14 protein-coding genes and 1 tRNA gene are annotated in these 15,821 nt (G+C 60.1%); 12 read left to right on the forward strand and 3 right to left on the reverse strand.

Annotated features, from left to right (window positions below):
• Positions 1-9 precede the first annotated feature (9 nt).
• Entirely contained in the window at positions 10-1,284 is a 1,275-nt protein-coding gene (locus tag CYR32_RS13560; protein WP_101825255.1) for a gallate dioxygenase, read from the forward strand.
• Here CYR32_RS13560 and CYR32_RS13565 read toward each other — a convergent pair.
• Entirely contained in the window at positions 1,242-2,513 is a 1,272-nt protein-coding gene (locus CYR32_RS13565; protein WP_101825307.1) for a LysR family transcriptional regulator, read from the reverse strand. The two genes, CYR32_RS13560 and CYR32_RS13565, sit on opposite strands and share 43 nt — an antisense overlap.
• 126 nt (positions 2,514-2,639) lie before the next feature.
• Between CYR32_RS13565 and galB the strand changes: the two genes are divergently transcribed.
• The 5 genes from galB (at position 2,640) to mqo (ending at position 8,180) form a co-directional block, all read left to right on the forward strand.
• Positions 2,640-3,380 (forward strand): 4-oxalmesaconate hydratase, encoded by a 741-nt coding sequence (galB, locus tag CYR32_RS13570; protein ID WP_101825309.1) that lies wholly within the window; start codon positions 2,640-2,642, stop codon positions 3,378-3,380.
• Positions 3,377-4,090: a 4-carboxy-4-hydroxy-2-oxoadipate aldolase/oxaloacetate decarboxylase gene (locus CYR32_RS13575; protein WP_101825258.1), complete on the forward strand. Its 714-nt coding sequence runs from the start codon at positions 3,377-3,379 to the stop codon at positions 4,088-4,090. Before galB ends, CYR32_RS13575 begins: the two co-directional genes overlap by 4 nt.
• A 1-nt stretch (position 4,091) precedes the next feature.
• Complete coding sequence (locus CYR32_RS13580; protein ID WP_101825261.1) at positions 4,092-5,189, forward strand: 4-oxalomesaconate tautomerase; 1,098 nt, start codon at positions 4,092-4,094, stop codon at positions 5,187-5,189.
• On the forward strand, positions 5,186-6,076 hold the full coding sequence (locus tag CYR32_RS13585; RefSeq protein WP_101825263.1) for an NAD(P)-dependent oxidoreductase: 891 nt from the start codon (positions 5,186-5,188) through the stop codon (positions 6,074-6,076). The genes CYR32_RS13580 and CYR32_RS13585 overlap by 4 nt, the downstream gene beginning before the upstream one ends.
• Before the next feature lie 460 nt (positions 6,077-6,536).
• Positions 6,537-8,180, forward strand: a complete 1,644-nt coding sequence (mqo, locus tag CYR32_RS13590; protein ID WP_101825266.1) for a malate dehydrogenase (quinone) — start codon at positions 6,537-6,539, stop codon at positions 8,178-8,180.
• Between the two features lie 129 nt (positions 8,181-8,309).
• Here the strand turns inward: mqo and tsaD are convergent, their stop codons facing one another.
• Positions 8,310-9,323 carry a tRNA (adenosine(37)-N6)-threonylcarbamoyltransferase complex transferase subunit TsaD gene (tsaD, locus tag CYR32_RS13595; RefSeq protein ID WP_101825268.1) on the reverse strand — a complete coding sequence of 338 codons (1,014 nt, stop codon included), beginning with the start codon at positions 9,321-9,323 and terminating at the stop codon, positions 8,310-8,312.
• Positions 9,324-9,671: 348 nt separating this feature from the next.
• Here tsaD and rpsU point away from each other — a divergent pair, with 348 nt between their 5' ends.
• The 3 genes from rpsU (at position 9,672) to rpoD (ending at position 13,771) form a co-directional block, all read left to right on the forward strand.
• A complete protein-coding gene (rpsU, locus tag CYR32_RS13600; RefSeq protein WP_001144069.1) occupies positions 9,672-9,887 on the forward strand; it encodes a 30S ribosomal protein S21 in 216 nt (71 codons plus the stop codon).
• 136 nt (positions 9,888-10,023) lie between these two features.
• Positions 10,024-11,772, forward strand: coding sequence for a DNA primase (gene dnaG / locus CYR32_RS13605; RefSeq protein WP_101825310.1), 1,749 nt, complete (start codon positions 10,024-10,026; stop codon positions 11,770-11,772).
• A 157-nt stretch (positions 11,773-11,929) separates the two neighbouring features.
• Positions 11,930-13,771 carry an RNA polymerase sigma factor RpoD gene (gene rpoD, locus CYR32_RS13610; RefSeq protein ID WP_101825270.1) on the forward strand — a complete coding sequence of 614 codons (1,842 nt, stop codon included), beginning with the start codon at positions 11,930-11,932 and terminating at the stop codon, positions 13,769-13,771.
• A 121-nt stretch (positions 13,772-13,892) separates the two neighbouring features.
• Here rpoD and mug read toward each other — a convergent pair whose 3' ends face one another.
• Complete coding sequence (gene mug, locus CYR32_RS13615) at positions 13,893-14,399, reverse strand: G/U mismatch-specific DNA glycosylase (RefSeq protein WP_101825273.1); 507 nt, start codon at positions 14,397-14,399, stop codon at positions 13,893-13,895.
• A 140-nt stretch (positions 14,400-14,539) separates the two neighbouring features.
• Here mug and CYR32_RS13620 point away from each other — a divergent pair.
• From CYR32_RS13620 to CYR32_RS13630, 3 genes are all read left to right on the forward strand, one after another.
• Positions 14,540-14,615: transfer RNA gene (locus tag CYR32_RS13620), tRNA-Ile, on the forward strand.
• A 122-nt stretch (positions 14,616-14,737) separates the two neighbouring features.
• Positions 14,738-15,493, forward strand: a complete 756-nt coding sequence (locus CYR32_RS13625) for a hypothetical protein (protein ID WP_146000700.1) — start codon at positions 14,738-14,740, stop codon at positions 15,491-15,493.
• 118 nt (positions 15,494-15,611) lie between these two features.
• Complete coding sequence (locus CYR32_RS13630) at positions 15,612-15,812, forward strand: helix-turn-helix transcriptional regulator (RefSeq protein WP_101825278.1); 201 nt, start codon at positions 15,612-15,614, stop codon at positions 15,810-15,812.
• The last annotated feature ends 9 nt before the right edge of the window (positions 15,813-15,821 follow it).

A 15,821-nucleotide genomic window follows, 5' to 3' on the forward strand; every position in this document is an offset into this window, starting at 1 on the left:
AGGTCAACGATGGCAAAGATAATTGGTGGGCTTGCAGTCTCACACACTCCGACGATCGGCTTCGCCGTGGATCACAACAAACAGCAGGAGCAGGCCTGGGCGCCGATTTTTGAGGGCTTCGCGCCGATGCAGCAGTGGCTCGACGAGAAAAAGCCGGACGTGCTGCTCTATATTTTCAACGACCACGTCACCTCGTTCTTTTTCGATCACTACTCCACCTTTGTGCTGGGGATCGATGACCACTACGAGGTGGCGGATGAGGGCGGCGGCCCGCGTGACCTGCCGCCGGTGGCGGGCCACGCCGCGCTCTCCCAGCACATCGGTGCCAGCCTGATGGCCGATGAGTTCGACATGGCCTTCTTCCAGGACAAAGCGCTGGACCACGGCCTCTTCTCGCCGCTCTCCGCGCTGCTGCCGTGGGAAAACGGCTGGCCGGTGCCGGTGGTGCCGTTGCAGATCGGCGTGTTGCAGTTCCCGATCCCGACCGCGCGCCGCTGCTACAAACTGGGCCAGGCGCTGCGCCGCGCCATTGAGAGCTTCCCGGAGGATCTGAACGTGGCGGTGGTGGCGACCGGCGGCGTCTCCCACCAGGTGCACGGCGAGCGCTGCGGCTTCAATAACCCGGCGTGGGACGCGCAGTTCATCGATATGCTGGTCAACGACCCGGAACGGCTGACGGAGATGACGCTGGCGGAGTACGCCACACTGGGCGGCCTGGAGGGGGCGGAAGTGATCATGTGGCTGGTGATGCGCGGCGCGCTCTCTGCCAATGTGGAGAAGCTGCACGAGGCCTACTACCTGCCGTCGATGACCGGCATCGCCACGCTGATTCTGGAAAACCGTGCGCGGGAGGCCCCGGTGGATGTCCACCAGCGCCAGCGCGACAAGATCAACGCCCAGTTGGCCGGGGTGGAAACGCTGCCGGGTACCTACCCCTTCACCCATGCGCGCAGCCTGAAGGCGATCCGCCTCAACCGTTTCCTGCACCGGCTTATCCAGCCCGCCTGGCGTGAACGTTTCCTCGCTGAGCCGCAGGCGCTCTATGCCGAAGGCGGGCTGACGCCGGAGGAGCAGGCCCTGCTGAGCGCCCTGGACTGGCGCGGGCTGATCCATTACGGCGTCAGTTTCTTCCTGCTGGAGAAGCTCGGTGCCGTGGTGGGCGTCTCTAACCTGCACATCTACTCCGCGATGCGCGGCCAGACGCTGGAAGAGTTCCAGAAAACCCGTAACCAGCAGGTGCTCTACTCGGTGGCGGGCAAAGCCCCCTCCGGCAAACCGGCCTGACCCTCCCCTTCGGCACACACCTCGCGCAGGCAGTCGATCATCGCCTGCGCGGCGGGTGAGTGCAGGCAGCCCGCGCGGCAGGTCAAACCGATGTCGCGGCCGGTGTCCGGCAGGCTCAGCGGCAGCGCCACCAGCTCGCCGCTGGCCAGCTCATGCTCCAGCTGATGGGCGGAGACCGCCGCCACCATCTCCGAATGCAGCAACAGCCCGCGCACCAGCGCCAGATCGCCGCTCTCCACCACCGGCTCCGGTGCCGGGATGCCCATCGCCCGGAAACAGCTGTCCAGCAACCGGCGTGCCGGGGTCGCGGCCCGCGGCAGCACCCAGCGCGCCCGGCGCAGATCCTCCGTGCCGGGCGGGCGCGCCGCCAGCGGGTGGCCGCGCCGCGCCAGCAGCAGCATATCCTCCCGGAACAGCGTCTCACGCGTGATGTCGGCGGCATCATTGCTGTTACGCAGCGCCCCGAAAATAAAATCGATGTCTCCGGCGCGCATCTCGGCGGCCAGGGTGCCGAAGGCGCTCTCGTTGGTGATTACCCGGACTGCCGGGTAGCGCGCCGTGAGGCGGATAATCGCCTGCGGCAGCAGCCGGGTGCGCCCCAGCGGCAGCGCACCGATGCGCACCGTGCCCGCCAGCACCCCGCGCCGGGCGGCGATGTCCGCCGGGATGTGGCGCAGCTCATTCAGGGCGCGGCGGATGTTCGGCTCCATCTCGCGCCCGGCCAGCGACGGCATCATGCCGTGCGGGGTACGCTCCAGCAGCGCAATGCCCGCGCCGTTTTCCAGCACTTTCAGCGCAGCGCTGACCGCCGGCTGGCTGAGGCCGAGCTGGGCGGCCACCGTCTGCATGTGGCGGGTCTGGCAGAGGGTGGTGAAGATGTGCAGCCGCCGCACGTTGAACAGCCAGAGCGGCTCCGCCTCGCCCCGTGCCGGCAGCGGGCGGCCGCGCAGCCGCGCCAGCAGCAGCGGTACCTGATGCAGCTCCTCCAGCGCCCGGCGCGCCCGCGGCAGCACGCATTTGCCGAAGTCGGTGAGCATCATGCCGCCCGCATGGCGCTCAAACAGCGGCACCCCCAGCCGCTGCTCCAGATCGCGGATCGCCCGCGTCACCGCCGACTGGGTACGGAATAATTCATCTGCCGCGCGTGAAACGCTGCCCTGTGCCACCACCTGAATGAACGCCCTGATCTGCATCAGGTTTACGCCATCCCCGCCTTCGTTTTCCTGCATCATTTTCCCCTGCGCCAAAACGCGGACCCGTCCGGCAATATAAATAAAACGCATACCTGCTGCAATCGAATGAATTATCGCCGCCCCCGCCGGAGTGACAGCATGGAAAAAAACCCGGAGGTCATCATGAGCAATGCAACGTTGAAAAAAAGCGCGCTGGTCGTCAGCGCCCACTCTGCCGATTTCGTCTGGCGCGCCGGCGGTGCCATCGCCCTGCACCATGCCCAGGGCTACGATGTCCATGTGGTTTGCCTCTCCTTTGGCGAGCGCGGCGAGTCCGCCAAGCTGTGGCGCAAAGGCAACATGACGGAAGAGAAAGTCAAAGAGGCGCGCCGGGCAGAGGCCAACGCGGCCGCGGAGATCCTCGGGGCCAGCATTGAGTTCTTCGACATGGGCGACTACCCGCTGCGGGCCGACAAAGAGGCGCTGTTCCGCCTGGCGGACGTCTACCGCCGCGTGCAGCCGCACGTTGTGCTGACCCATTCGCTGAAAGACCCCTACAACTACGATCACCCGCTGGCGACCCACCTGGCGCAGGAGGCGCGCATCATCGCCCAGGCCGAAGGTTACCGCCCCGGTGAGCCGATCGTCGGCGCGCCGCCGGTCTACTGCTTCGAACCGCACCAGCCGGAACAGTGTGACTGGAAGCCGGATGTGCTGCTCGACATCACCTCCGTCTGGGACAAGAAATACCAGGCGATCCAGTGCATGGCCGGGCAGGAGCACCTGTGGGAATACTACACCCGGGTGGCGCAGCAGCGCGGCGTGCAGGCCAAACGCAACGTCGGCATCACCAGCAGCCGCGACATCATCTATGGCGAAGGCTATCAGAGCATCTTCCCGCGCGTGACGGAGGATCTGGCATGAGTGATATCGGCAAACGCGGTGTGGTCGTGCGCCGTATTCCCCGCGCCGATCGGCAGGTGATCGACACGCTGGCAGAGTTCGGCGTGGCGACGGTGCATGAGGCGCAGGGGCGCACAGGGCTGCTGGACCCGGCGATCCGCCCGATCCAGCAGGATCACGGCATCGCCGGCAGCGCCGTCACTGTGCTGGTGGCCCCCGGCGACAACTGGATGTTCCATGTGGCGGTGGAGCAGTGCCGGCCAGGCGATGTGCTGGTGGTTGCGCCCACTTCCCCGTGCAGTGACGGCTATTTCGGCGACCTGCTGGCGACCTCACTCCAGTCACGCGGCGTGCGCGGGCTGATCGCCGATGTGGGGGTGCGTGACACCCGCACCCTGCGCGAGATGGGGTTCGCCGTCTGGTCACGTGCTGTCTATGCCCAGGGCACCGTCAAAGAGACGCTCGGCTCAGTTAACGTGCCGCTGGTGTGCGCCGGTCAACTGATTTACCCCGGTGATGTGGTGGTAGCGGATGATGATGGCGTCGTGGTGGTGCGCCACGCCGGGGCGGCAGATGTGGCCGCAGCCAGCCGCAAACGCGCGGCGCTTGAAGAGGGCAAACGCGCCCGTATGGCCGCCGGGGAGCTGGGGCTGGACATCTACCAGATGCGCCCGCGCCTGGCGGAGAAGGGGCTACGCTATGTCGACAACCTGGATGAGGTGGAGGAGTAAGATGCGCCAGCGCCGGATCCCCTGTTTGCTGATGCGTGGCGGCACCTCGAAAGCGGCCTGTTTCCTGGCCGCCGATCTGCCCGCCGACCCTGCGCTGCGTGACCGCGTGTTGCTGGCGGTGATGGGCTCTCCCGATGCGCGCCAGATCGACGGCCTCGGCGGTGCCGACCCGCTGACCAGCAAGGTCGCGATTGTGGCGCGCTCTGAACGGCCGGACGCCGATGTGGACTACCTGTTCGCCCAGGTAAATGTGGATAAAGCCGTAGTGGATTACGGCCAGAACTGCGGCAATATCCTCGCCGCCGTTGGCCCGTTCGCCATTGAGCGCGGGCTGGTGGCTCCCCGGCAGGGCGTGACCGACGTGCGCATTTTCATGGAGAACACCGGCCAGATCGCGGTGGCCCAGGTCGCCACACCGGATGGCGCGGTCAATTATGACGGCGATCTGCACATTGACGGCGTGCCCGGCACCGCCGCCGAGGTGGTGCTGAACTTCAGCGACATCGCCGGGTCGAGCTGCGGCGCGCTGCTGCCGACCGGCGCGGCCCGTGACCGCGTTGACGGCATCGAGGTGACCTGCATCGATAACGGGATGCCGGTGGTGCTGGTGCGTGCCGCCGATCTGGATCGCAGCGGCTACGAGAGCCGCGAGCAGCTCGACGCCGACAGTGAGCTGAAACAGCGGCTGGAGTCGATTCGCCTGCAAATGGGGCCGAAGATGAACCTCGGTGACGTCAGTGAACGCACGGTGCCGAAAATGACGCTGCTGGCCGCGCCGCGCCAGGGCGGCACGATCTCCAGCCGTACCTTTATCCCGCATCGCTGCCACGCCTCCATCGGGGTGCTGGGCGCGGTGAGCGTCGCCAGCGCCTGCCTGATCCCCGGCAGCGTGGCAGAGGGGCTGGCGCAGCTGAACACGGGGCAAAACCCGCAACGGCTGAGCGTGGAGCACCCGGGCGGCGAGTTCAGCGTGCTGTTGCGGCTGGATGCACAACAACAGCTGGCCGGTTGCGGCCTGCTGCGCACCGCCCGGCTGATCGTTGACGGCAATGTATTGATTCCGGCTGCGGTGTGGCCGGGTGAAGGAGCGACATCATGAAGCTATCCCATGTGACGCTGGTAGGCTTCGGCGAAGCCGGGGCCATTCTGGCGGAAGAGATACAGGCGCGCGGCGTGCAGGTCACCGTCTGGGACATCAAATTGCTGGGCGGGACACGCAACGCGATGCTGGCCAAAGCGGCGCGCTGCGGCGTGCGCCCCGCCCTGTCACTGGCGGATGCCCTGCGCGGCGCGGCGCTGGTCTTCTCCACGGTTACCGCCGCCAATGCGCTGGGCGTGGCCACCGAGTGCGCCCCGCTGCTGACTGCCGGGCAGGTGTTTCTTGACCTCAACTCCGTGGCCCCCAACACCAAACGCGCTGCTGCCGCGCAGGTCGAACAGCATGGCGCGGATTACCTCGACGTGGCGGTGATGGCCCCGGTGCCGCCGCAGCGCCTCGCGACGCCGCTGCTGATTGGCGGCCCACGGGCAGAGGAAATCGGCCCGCTGCTGAATGGGCTGGGTTTTAACAGCCGGGTCTGGGGCCGGGAGGTGGGCGAGGCGTCCGCCATTAAAATGTGCCGCAGTGTAATGATCAAAGGGCTGGAAGCACTGACCACTGAGTGCCTGAGCGCTGCACGCCGGTATGGCGTTGAACAGGCGGTGCTTGATTCGCTGCACGCCAGCTTCCCTTCCCTCGGCTGGAACGCGCAGTTCCCGCACTACCTGATCAGCCGGGTAGCGGAGCATGGCCGACGCCGCGCCGAGGAGATGCAGGAGGTGGTGAAAACCCTGCAGGATGTGCAGGTGCCCGCCGCCATGAGCCAGGCCACCGCGCAGACCCAGCAGGGACTGGCCGACGCCCTGGCGGCGCGCGATCTCACCTATGCGCAGTTAACGCCGTTTGTCTGGCAGCAGACCCTTGACCGGCTCTACACTGACGAATAATGTTGCAGGCCGGACGATCGTGTTATTTCCGGCTTGTTAATTATTACATTAATTTAACATGTCATTAACCTTGAAATAGTCTCCGCTTCTTATTTCCTTTTTTTCTTCCATTCAGTCTGCCCTATTTCCCTTTTTACTTTGCGGTTTATTTCCACACCGCTTTCCGGCGTTATTACGCACATTTATTCTGCCGCCTGACATGATTTGATTTAAGTTCCGCAGGTTGCTCAAGGTTAATAACAAGGCGTTACTGAAGGGTTATTGACTTATCGCGCCAATTCCTGAGAAAGAGGCTTTAATTAAACCGCTGTTAAATGATATATTCCGCCGCGTTGCATAAAGGTTGCACATTTGCTTAGTCATTATCATATCTTCAAAAGGCTCCTCCAGCGACGAGGGGCGTTTTCATGTTATTGATAAATAATCTATTCCCTGAATAAGTTCTGGCAAGGTAGTCGTAATGAAGATGAAAGTTGTTGCTTTATTGTGCTCATCCGTCCTGCTCAGCAGCACGCTCGCGCACGCAGCGGAAAACCAGAAAGTGGATGTCCTGTTAGTCGGCGGCGGTATTATGAGCGCCACCCTGGGCACCTATCTGAGTGAGCTGGAGCCTGACTGGTCAATGACCATGGTCGAGCGCCTGGATGGTGTGGCTAAAGAGAGTTCCAACGGCTGGAATAATGCCGGCACCGGTCACTCTGCCCTGGCAGAAATGAACTACACGCCGGAAAAAGAGAACGGCGAAATTGCGATCGCCAAAGCGGTTGAGATCAATGAAGGTTTCCAGATCTCCCGCCAGTTCTGGACTCACCAGGTTAAACAGGGCGTCCTGAAAAACCCGCACTCCTTTATTAACTCCACGCCGCACATGAGCTTCGTCTGGGGTGAAGAGAACGTCGATTACCTGCACAAACGCTACCTGGCGCTGCAGAAAAGCACCCTGTTCCAGGGCATGCAGTATTCTGACGATCCGAAAGAGATCCAGAAGTGGATCCCGCTGGTCATGAATGGCCGTGATCCGAAGCAGAAAGTCGCGGCGACCTGGATGCCGATCGGCACTGACGTTAACTTCGGCGAGATCACCCGCCAGTTCGTCGGCAACCTGCAACAGAAGAAAAACTTCACGCTGGATCTCTCCACGGAAGTGCGCGATCTGAAACGCAACCCGGACAACAGCTGGCACGTGACCGTGGCTGACCTGAAAAATAACGGCGAAGAGCACACCATTGATGCGAAATTCGTCTTTATCGGGGCGGGCGGTGCTTCTCTGCCGCTGTTGCAGAAATCCGGTATTCCGGAAGGCAAAAACTACGCCGGTTTCCCGGTGGGCGGCTCGTTCCTGGTGACCGAGAACCCGGAAGTGGCGAACCAGCACCTGGCGAAAGTCTACGGCAAAGCCTCTGTCGGCTCCCCGCCGATGTCGGTTCCGCACCTGGATACCCGTATGCTGGACGGCAAACGTGTTGTGCTGTTCGGGCCATTCGCTACCTTCTCCACCAAGTTCCTGAAAGAGGGTTCGCTGTGGGATCTGGCGAAGAGCACCACCGTGCATAACATCGTGCCGATGATGCATGTGGGTATCGACGAGTTCCCGCTGGTGGAATACCTGGCCGGCCAGCTGATGATGTCTGACGACGACCGCTTCAAGGCGCTGCAGGAGTACTTCCCGCAGGCGCGTAAAGAAGACTGGCGTCTGTGGCAGGCAGGCCAGCGCGTGCAGATCATCAAGAAAGATGAAGAGAAAGGCGGCGTGCTGCGTCTCGGTACTGAGATCGTAAGCGACAAAGAAGGCACCCTGGCAGCCCTGCTGGGCGCGTCTCCGGGCGCATCCACCGCAGCACCTATCATGGTGAACCTGCTGGAGAAAGCGTTCAAAGACAAGATGGCCACCCCGGCCTGGCAGGCGAAGATGCGTGAAATCATCCCAACCTACGGCCAGAAGCTGAACGGTAACCCGCAGCTGACCGAGCAGGAGTGGCAGGTGACCAGCCAGACGCTGCAACTGACCCCACCGCCGATGATCCCGCAGGATTCCCCGGCAGACGTGGTGCCGGCCAGCGAGAGCAAGGTTGAGGCCAAAGCCGCGACCGATATGCAGCTCTGACCCCTCTTCCCCCCGGCCCTGCGCCGGGGAAAGATAAAAAAAGCGCCGGTGCAGATGCCCGGCGCTTTTTCTTTGCGTGCTGTTTTCCTGGCGTACCGTTTCCTGGCGTGCGCGGCAGGGGTCAGCCCATCAGACCGGCGGCAGCTCCGCCAGCGGCCAGCGCGGCCGCACCGTGATGCCCAGCCCGCCGGTATTCCCCGCTTTCAGCCGCACCATGCCCGCATAGGCGATCATCGCGCCGTTGTCGGTGCAGAATTCCGGGCGCGCGTAGAACACCTCCCCGTTGCGTTTCTGCATCATCTGCGCCAGCTGGCTGCGCAGGGTGCGGTTCGCGCTCACGCCGCCTGCCATCACCAGCCGGGAGAAGCCGGTTTCATCCAGCGCGCGCCGGCACTTGATCGCCAGCGTGTCCACCACTGCATCCTCAAAGGCGCGGGCGATGTCCGCCCGGGTCTGGTCGTCAGACTCATTGCCGCGGATGGTGTTGGCCGCAAAGGTCTTCAGGCCGGAGAAGCTGAAATCGAGCCCCGGGCGGTCGGTCATCGGCCGCGGGAAGGTGAAGCGCCCCGCCTGGCCCTGCTGCGCCATCTTCGACAGCATCGGGCCGCCGGGGTAGTCCAGCCCCAGCAGCTTGGCGGTTTTGTCAAAGGCTTCGCCGGCGGCGTCGTCAATGGACTCGCCCAGCAGCCGGTACTCGCCGATGCCGGTGACGCTGATCAGCTGCGTATGGCCGCCGGAGACCAGCAGCGCCACAAACGGGAACGACGGCGGGTTATCTTCCAGCATCGGGGCCAGCAGGTGGCCTTCCATATGGTGCACCGGCACCGCCGGCACGCCCCAGGCAAACGCCAGCGAACGGCCGATGGTCGCCCCGACCAGCAGCGCGCCCACCAGCCCCGGCCCGGCGGTGTAGGCCACGGCGTCGATGTCACTGCCCTGCAGGCCCGCATCCTTCAGCGCCGCCTGGATCAGCGGCACCGTCTTGCGGACGTGGTCACGCGAGGCCAGCTCCGGCACCACGCCGCCGTAGTCCGCGTGCAATTTCACCTGGCTGTACAATTCGTTGGCCAGCAGGCCCTGTTGATCGTCATAGATTGCGATGCCGGTCTCATCGCAGGAGGTTTCGATACCTAATACACGCATTGCCTTTTCCACCTGTTTCGTTCGGCGCCCCGTCGCGGGCGGCGCGGCGCGCAGTTTACCACTATATGGCGCAGCCCAACACCATTCCGGTACCCCGCACGGCGCTTCCCCAGGGGCAAAACCGGGGAAATTTACGCCCGGCGTTGATTAATCACGGGTAATGGCGATTGATTGGTATATAATCGCCCCCTTGCGCATAAGCGAGCACATTTGCTGGCCGTCCTGCCCATTGCAATTTGCTGCGGTGCTTTACAAAGCAGCACCCATTGAAGTAAAATTCCGCACCATTTTGAAAATGGCTGGCGCCACAGGCCAGCGACAAACCGATTTTATTGAGGTGAGAGGCACATGCCGGTAATTAAAGTACGTGAAAACGAGCCGTTCGACGTAGCTCTGCGTCGTTTCAAACGTTCCTGCGAAAAAGCGGGTGTTTTAGCTGAAGTTCGTCGTCGTGAGTTCTATGAAAAACCGACTACCGAACGTAAACGCGCTAAAGCTTCTGCTGTGAAACGTCACGCGAAGAAACTGGCTCGCGAAAACGCACGCCGCACTCGTCTGTACTAATTTTTCGGGGGCGACCCCACAGCGTGGTTTGTTAATTTCGAAAAACGCGCAGACTGAGTAGTTGTATACGAAGGCCGTGCTTTCCGAAAGGAATGCGCGGCTTGTTGTCGTTTATAGGCTGGTGAGCAAGGGGCTTATGGCTGGACGAATCCCGCGTGTATTTATCAATGACCTGCTGGCGCGCACTGACATCATCGATCTGATCGATGCCAGGGTGAAGCTGAAAAAGCAGGGCAGGAACTATCATGCGTGCTGCCCGTTCCACAATGAGAAAACCCCTTCTTTCACCGTCAACGGCGAGAAGCAGTTTTACCACTGTTTCGGCTGCGGCGCGCACGGCAATGCCATCGATTTCCTGATGAATTACGACAGGCTGGAGTTTGTCGAAAGCATTGAGGAGCTGGCCACCATGCATGGCCTGGACGTGCCTTACGAGGCGGGGTCCGGCCCTTCCCAGCTTGAGCGCCATCAGCGCCAGAGCCTGTATCAGTTGATGGAACAACTGAGTGCCCATTATCAGCAAGCCCTGAACCAGCCCACTGCGCAGGTCGCCCGCGACTATCTGCAACAGCGCGGGCTGAGCCAGGAGATTGTCCAGCATTTCGCCATCGGCTTCGCCCCGGCCGGATGGGATAACACCCTGAAACGCTTTGGTAAAAACAGTGACAGCCGCACCGCGTTGAATGACGCCGGTATGCTCGTCACCAACGACCAGGGCCGGGTTTATGACCGTTTCCGCGAACGGGTGATGTTCCCGATCCGTGACAAGCGCGGGCGGGTGATCGCCTTTGGCGGCCGGGTGCTGGGCGATGGGGTACCCAAGTACCTCAACTCACCGGAAACCGAAATTTTCCATAAGGGCCGCCAGTTGTACGGCCTGTATGAAGCGCAGCAGAGCCACCCGGAGCTGGCCCGTCTGCTGGTGGTGGAAGGCTATATGGACGTCGTCGCCCTGGCGCAGTTCGGCATCGATTATGCCGTGGCTTCGCTCGGCACCGCGACCACCGCTGACCACATCCAGCTGATGTTCCGCGCCACCGACAACGTGGTGTGCTGCTATGACGGCGACCGCGCCGGCCGTGAAGCGGCCTGGCGTGCGCTGGAGACCGCCCTGCCCTACCTGACTGACGGGCGTCAGCTGCGCTTTATGTTTTTGCCTGACGGCGAAGACCCCGACACCCTGATCCGCAAAGAGGGCAAAGCGGCGTTTGAGCAGCGCATGGAGCAGGCTCAGCCGCTCTCTACTTTTTTGTTCGAAACGCTGCTGCCGCAGGTCGATTTGAGCAGCCCTGACGGGCGTGCCAAATTAAGCACCCTGGCACTGCCGCTGATCGGGCAGGTTCCCGGGGAAACGTTACGTCTTTATCTGCGCCAGCAGCTGGGTAACAAGCTGGGCATCCTGGATGACAGCCAGCTGGAAAAGCTGCTGCCCAAGCAGGGTGAAGGCGCAAATAGCTACCAGCCGCCTCAGCTAAAACGCACGACAATGCGTATACTGATAGGATTGTTGGTACAAAACCCCCGGCTGGCTACACTTATTCCTTCGCTGCAAGGCGTGGAACAAGCCGGGCTGGCAGGCTTTGACCTGTTTGTCGAGCTGGTGGAGACCTGCCTGGCCCAACCGGGCCTGACCACCGGCCAGTTGCTGGAGCAATACCGCGACAATAAATACAGCCAGCAGCTTGAAATCCTGGCGACATGGAACCACATGATCGTAGAGGATATGGTTGAGGAAACATTTGTGGACACGCTGGCCAGCCTGTATGACTCCGTCCTGGAGCAACGGCTGGAGACGCTGATCGCGCGCGCCCGGACGCATGGTTTGAGCACGGAAGAACGGGAAGAGGTTCGCTCTCTCAACCAGGTACTGGCGAAAAAAAAATGACCATCTGACGGCTTAAGTGCCGATATATAGCGGGGCGATGCCCTGCACGACGCCGCCATAGCGGGCCGCGGCAACAACAAAAACGCCCCAAATGTTATCGTTGGCGGTTCCGCCGACCGACACCAACCCAAATACTCTGAAGTGTGGATACCGTCTTATGGAGCAAAACCCGCAGTCACAGCTCAAACTTCTTGTCACCCGTGGTAAGGAGCAAGGCTATCTGACCTATGCTGAGGTCAATGACCATCTGCCGGAAGATATCGTCGACTCCGACCAGATCGAAGACATCATCCAGATGATTAACGACATGGGCATCCAGGTGCTGGAAGAAGCACCGGACGCCGATGATTTGATGCTGGCCGAAAACACCAACGACACCGACGAAGACGCGGCCGAAGCCGCTGCCCAGGTGTTGTCCAGCGTTGAGTCTGAAATTGGCCGTACGACCGATCCGGTGCGCATGTACATGCGCGAAATGGGTACCGTTGAACTGCTGACGCGTGAAGGTGAAATCGACATCGCCAAGCGCATCGAAGACGGTATCAACCAGGTGCAGTGCTCGGTTGCCGAGTACCCGGAAGCCATTACCTACCTGCTGGAACAGTACGATCGCGTGGAAGCCGGCGAAACCCGCCTTTCCGACCTGATCACCGGCTTCGTTGACCCGAACGCGGAAGAGGATATCGCCCCGACCGCCACCCACGTCGGCTCTGAGCTGCCGAACGAGGAGCTGGACGACGAAGACGAAGATGAAGATGAAGACGACGACAGCAGCGACGATGACAACAGCATCGACCCTGAACTGGCGCGCCAGAAATTCACCGATCTGCGCGAGCAGTATGAAGCGACCCGCACCGTCATCAAGACCAAAGGCCGCAGCCACGCCAGCGCCGCTGAAGAGATCCTGAAGCTTTCTGAGATCTTCAAACAGTTCCGCCTGGTGCCGAAACAGTTCGATTTCCTGGTCAACAGTATGCGTTCCATGATGGACCGCGTGCGTACCCAGGAGCGCATCATCATGAAGCTGTGCGTTGAACAGTGCAAAATGCCGAAGAAGAACTTCGTCAACCTGTTCGCCGGCAACGAGACCAGCGACGTCTGGTTCGAAGCTGCTGTCGCAATGGCCAAGCCGTGGTCTGAGAAGCTGAAAGACGTCAGTGAAGATGTGCAGCGCAGCCTGCAAAAACTGCGTCAGATCGAGGAAGAGACCGGCCTGACCATCGAGCAGGTGAAAGACATCAACCGCCGCATGTCGATTGGTGAAGCGAAAGCGCGCCGCGCCAAGAAAGAGATGGTGGAAGCGAACTTGCGTCTGGTGATCTCTATCGCCAAGAAATACACCAACCGCGGCCTGCAGTTCCTGGACCTGATTCAGGAAGGCAACATCGGCCTGATGAAAGCGGTAGACAAGTTTGAATACCGCCGTGGTTACAAGTTCTCGACCTACGCCACCTGGTGGATTCGCCAGGCGATTACCCGCTCTATCGCCGACCAGGCGCGTACCATCCGTATTCCGGTGCATATGATTGAGACCATCAACAAGCTCAACCGTATCTCGCGCCAGATGCTGCAGGAGATGGGCCGTGAACCGACGCCGGAAGAGCTGGCAGAACGCATGCTGATGCCGGAAGACAAGATCCGCAAGGTGCTGAAGATTGCCAAAGAGCCGATCTCCATGGAGACGCCGATTGGTGATGATGAAGATTCGCATCTGGGTGACTTCATCGAAGACACCACGCTGGAGCTGCCGCTGGACTCCGCCACCTCCGAGAGCCTGCGCTCTGCCACGCACGACGTGCTGGCCGGCCTGACGGCGCGTGAGGCGAAAGTCCTGCGTATGCGTTTCGGTATCGACATGAACACCGACCACACGCTGGAAGAGGTCGGCAAGCAGTTTGACGTAACGCGTGAGCGTATCCGCCAGATTGAAGCGAAGGCGCTGCGTAAACTGCGCCATCCGAGCCGCTCTGAAGTGCTGCGCAGCTTCCTGGACGACTAATCGCCCGGTTGCCGCCATTAAAAAGCCCCGTAAGGGGCTTTTTTTATGCCTGTCTGTTGGGGCAGGCATAGGTCGCGCCGGCTGGGCGTCGCCGGGTGACCTGCGGGCGGTTCCGCGCGGGCTACGGCGTGCGTTGCGTCAGGTCGAGATAAAGGGCGTGGTAGGCCGCCACCAGCTCATCAAGAGAGGCACGGTTCAGCCCACTGGGGTTAGGCAGCACCCACACCGCCGTGTCACCGATGCTCTCCGGCTGCTGCCCCCAGGCCACCTTTCTGACCCCGAACGCGCTGCTGTAAGCCTGCTTACCCAGCACGGCCAGCGCCCGCGGCTGATAGTGAAGGATCTTCTCCCGCAGCGCCTCCCCGCCCTGCCGCAGCTCCGCCCGAGCCAGTTCCGAGGCCTCGACCGTCGGCCGGTCCACCAGGCGGGTGATGCCGCAGCCGGTATCCAGCAATTGCAGCTCCTCTTCCGGCCGGAGCTGCCGCGCAGTAAACCCGGCCAGATGGATCACTTTCCAGAAGCGGTTATTGCTGTTGGCGAAATGGTAGCCATGATGCGCCGTAGATAACCCTGGGTTAATGCCGCAGAACACCACCTGCAACTCCGGCGCCAGGATGTCCTTAATCATATCGATCCCCAACGATTCATTTCTTTTGGTTATCGCAAAAACCTTCAGAAATTACAACAGCGTATTCTGAGCAGAAAAACGTCATCCAGCCGGCCAAAGGTAGACCTGCTGATGATAACTGCCGTATAATCACGCCGCCCGGCCCCTTAGCTCAGTGGTTAGAGCAGGCGACTCATAATCGCTTGGTCGTTGGTTCAAACCCAACAGGGGCCACCAAATTTATCAAGGACTTAGACAGGAAACTGGCTGAGTCCTTTTTGTTTTCTGGCTTTTCAGGTGATGTAGTGGGTGATGTAATTACCTGGTAACCCCCACTTTGGGATGAGACCTTAAAGCGTATGAATTTATTTGAAGAGCTTGAAGAAGCCGAATCTAAAACCCAAACTCAAGAACAAATAAGCCCATGCTTTGTGAGCCTTTATTCCGTTTGTACTTCTCTCAAGAATGAAAAGCCTTCAGTGACTTGGTCTTCGATTGCCCACATCCTTACCAGGCGACTTGAGAAGTATCAGCTTTTGATGCGCAATGGTAATGGATTGGTTCATGTAGGCAAAGGCATCATTACTTTCGAGGGCCGTAGTGAGCACTATGAAGAAGTTGGCAAAAATGCGCAGCCAAGACTCTCGCTGTTGCTTAGCAGCCTGCATGATGAAAGCATCCAGCAAAGTATTTTGAAAATGTTTGGCTATTCTAAGCCAGACATAGAAGCAGCCTTAGGACTCACGTTACCCATTATTAAGCCGTTATCTGTTGATCATTCAGCAGAAATTTTTAAATTGAAAGAAACTAATGCTCGATTAGAAAAAGAAAATGCCAGATTGAGCCAAACCAAAAAAGCGTACCTCACCGAAAAAAATGCCGTTGTACGCGAAGACATCTTAAAAGCTATCATCAGCCTCATTTATGCTCCCAATCTGTACATAGAGAACAGCCATACCGTAGAAGTCGTAAAGAAAAATCTTCCAACTGCGCGGGCGTTAGTAAAGTTGCTTGACCAGAAATCGACTATATTTTGGCCTGATATGGCAGAACCACCACTCGCAGTTGAGACAATCGAGAGGCTGATTGCTAAACAAATCAAATTATTAAAATAAATATAATGAAATCAAGTAGTAAAGCTAACTTACCGGGAAGTTAGCTTTCACTTCCCAAAAAAATTTATTCTGGTTTGTTTAAATCCTCCTTGAAGAGAAATGGTTTAATGAGGAACAAATGAATACCACGAATATCTATCCAGTGCAGTCCCCACAGCCCCTTATCCGCATTAGCAAAATGTTGGAACTGCTGGATTGTAGCCGTACTACTCTCTACCGTTGGGTCCAGCAAGGCGACTTTCCGCAACCCCTGAAACGTGCTGGCCGTACTTTGGGCTGGCAGCTTTCAGTCTACGAAAGCTGGTTGCAAAACAGCTAACTTCCCTTT

The sequence above is a fragment of the Chimaeribacter coloradensis genome (genome assembly GCF_002858715.1).
In the GTDB taxonomy this organism is placed as follows: domain Bacteria; phylum Pseudomonadota; class Gammaproteobacteria; order Enterobacterales; family Enterobacteriaceae; genus Chimaeribacter; species Chimaeribacter coloradensis.